The organism is Sphingorhabdus sp. 109, assembly GCF_902506555.1.
Taxonomy (GTDB): domain Bacteria; phylum Pseudomonadota; class Alphaproteobacteria; order Sphingomonadales; family Sphingomonadaceae; genus Parasphingorhabdus.
In genome coordinates this window covers 1-2,743 of the sequence record NZ_LR732708.1, presented here as the reverse complement: position 1 = coordinate 2,743, position 2,743 = coordinate 1, and the positions used below count along the sequence as shown (strand labels likewise).

The window sequence follows — 2,743 nt, the reverse complement described above, 5'->3', positions numbered from 1 at the left end:
GTGTCGCGCGACAATCTAGGTGAAAAAGCGCCGTCAATCAGGATAAGAACTCACCTTTGAGGATGTTGCCTGCGGGCGTAGCCCGCAGGCAACATCCTCAAAGGTGACGGCGCGATCTTTAGGGACCGCGCCGTCGGTGATCATGGCCGATCGTGTAAGGAACGACTTCTCTCGTCCAAAAGGGAAGTTGTTCAATGCCAGGTCGACACATCAACGATCACCAAGTGAGACTCTATATGAAAAATCGACAGAATGACACATTGGCCACCTCTGCCGCGCGTGCGGGCTTCAGCACATCTACTGCGTACCGGATTGCGGGCGATCCGCGCTTGCCGTCACAGAAAAAGGTTCCTCGCGGAAGCCGGCGACCTGACCCCCTGGTAAATATCTTCGACAACGAGGTTGTCCCGATGCTCGAGGCGTCGCCGGGCCTGCGGGCTGTCGGTATTTTTGCGGAACTGCAGCGGCGTCACCCCGACCTCGCCCCCGGGGTGCGACGTACGCTGGAGCGCCGGATCCGGGGATGGCGTGCTCTTCATGGTGCGGAATGCGACGTGATATTCCGTCAGGTCCATGAACCGGGCCGCATGGGCCTTTCGGACTTTACGCACATGAACAAGCTGCGTGTCACCGTCGGCGGCGTGCGTCTCAAGCATATGCTCTATCATTTTCGCCTCGCCTGTTCGGGCTTTCAGCACGCCCATGTCATCCTGGGCGGGGAAAGCTTTGTGGCGCTCGCTGAAGGGCTGCAGAACGCTCTGTGGGCCTTGGGAGGAAGTCCTGCCAATCACCGCAGCGACAGCCTCTCGGCGGCCTTCCGTAATCTCGACAAGGACGCGAGTACGGACCTGACGCGGCGCTATGACGCGCTGTGCCAGGACTACGGCATGGAGCCGACGCGCAACAATCGAGGTGTCGCCCATGAGAACGGATCGATCGAGAGCCCCCACGGCCATCTCAAGGCACAGGTCGAGGACGCACTCCTGATGCGGGGGTCGCGCGACTTTGACGATCTCGCCGCCTACCGGTGCTTCATCGACGAACTCGTCGGTCGCAACAATACCCGCAATGCCAAGCGCATTGATGCCGAGCGCCCGGCTCTTCAGCCTCTTCCCCTGCGGCGCAGCAGCGACTTTACCGAGAAGCTTGTCCGGGTCACCACCTCAGGCGGCTTCACGCTTCTCAAGGTATTCTACACCGTCCCGTCCCGATTGATCGGCCATCGCCTGCGAGTCCGGCTGTACGATGCTCGCCTCGATGTGTTTGTCGGCGCGACACAGGTAATGACCGCCGCGCGCGGTCACGCCGAGGCCAATGGGAAGCACGGCCAAATGGTCAATTATCATCACGTCATCCATGCGCTCAGGCGCAAACCCATGGCGCTCATGCGCCTTGTCTACCGCGACAAACTCTTCCCGCGTGCGGCGTATCGCCAGAGCTTCTACTGGCTGCTTGAGCAACACGGCGAGAAGGCCGCATGCCATATGATGGTCGATCTGCTTGGGCTTGCTCATGACCGCGGCTGCGAAGCGGAACTCGCAGCTGTCCTCGACGAGGACCTGGCCGCGCAGCGCATTCCCGACATGGCCGTCTTGCGCAAACGATTTGCGCCCGACCCTGAAAGCCTGCCTGAGGTCTTTGTCCATCTCGCCTCGCTGAGCAGCTACGAAGCGCTGCTCAGCCAGCCCACGCGAGCGGCGGCATGACCCAGAGCATTGACAGCGCCCGGCTGACCCTGCTCCTCAACGAGCTCCGCCTTCCCACCATCAAGGTGAACTGGCCAGACCTTGCCAGGCAGGCCGACAAGGAAGGCTGGCCCGCCGCCCGCTTCCTGGCCACGCTCGCCGAGCATGAAGTCACCCAGCGTGATCTCAGGCGCATTGAGCGCAATCTCAATGAGGCCCGCCTGCTGCCCGGCAAGAGCATCGACAGCTTCGACTTCACGGCCGTCCCGATGGTCTCCAAGGCGCATGTCATGGCCTTGTGCGCTGGCGACGCCTGGCTCGACAAGGGCGCCAATCTGATCCTGATAGGGGGGCCTGGCGGCGGAAAATCGCACTTATCGTCAGCGATCGGGTTCGCCCTTGTCGAGAAAGGATACCGGGTCCTGTTCACCCGAACCTCCGACCTCGTCCAGAAGCTGCAGGTCGCCAGACGGGAGCTGGCACTCGAAGCGGCCATCGCCAAGCTCGACCGCGTGGATTTACTGGTGCTCGACGATTTTGCGTACATCAGCAAGGATCAGGCGGAAACCTCCGTTCTCTTCGAGCTCATCAGTGCCCGCTACGAGCGGCGATCGCTCCTGATTACCGCCAACCAGCCTTTTGGCGACTGGAATCGAATCTTCCCAGACCCCGCCATGACGCTGGCAGCCGTCGATCGCATTGTTCATCACTCGACAATCTTCGAAATGAACGTCGACAGTTACCGAAGGCGCGCCGCTCTCGATCGCAAGCAACACGGCGCTGGCCGACCACCAACACGCGCGACAATCAAGGGCACTCGCGTTGCCTCACCAACAAATGGTACCGAATCCTGAGGCGTTGCCTCATCAAAATGTTGCCGGGCACTCCATGCCCGGCAACGCTCAGTCCAGCAAAATCGGACGAGCTGTCGCGCAGCGACAACCAAACTCAAAATTAATCCTTGTCAGCGACAACCAGGACGAACATCATGGCGACGCCGTTATGACCGATTCTTATCTTGGTTGTCGCGTTGATCATCCTGTTTGTCGCGCTACAAT

Annotated in this window: 2 protein-coding genes; both read left to right on the top strand. The window is 60.6% G+C overall.

The genetic code is table 11. The features are described from left to right. The first annotated feature begins 194 nt into the window (after window positions 1-194). Window positions 195-1,706: an IS21 family transposase gene (gene istA / locus BOSE62_RS16980; RefSeq protein WP_089132015.1), complete on the top strand. Its 1,512-nt coding sequence runs from the start codon at window positions 195-197 to the stop codon at window positions 1,704-1,706. Beyond that, complete coding sequence (gene istB, locus BOSE62_RS16975) at window positions 1,703-2,539, top strand: IS21-like element helper ATPase IstB (RefSeq protein WP_089132016.1); 837 nt, start codon at window positions 1,703-1,705, stop codon at window positions 2,537-2,539. The genes istA and istB overlap by 4 nt, the downstream gene beginning before the upstream one ends. Window positions 2,540-2,743: the final 204 nt, after the last annotated feature.

Bases quoted from the DNA above. Each gene is read 5' to 3' on its own strand.
- istA (WP_089132015.1), top strand. From the start codon at position 195: ATGCCAGGTCGACACATCAACGATCACCAAGTGAGACTCTATATGAAA.
- istB (WP_089132016.1), top strand. From the start codon at position 1,703: ATGACCCAGAGCATTGACAGCGCCCGGCTGACCCTGCTCCTCAACGAG.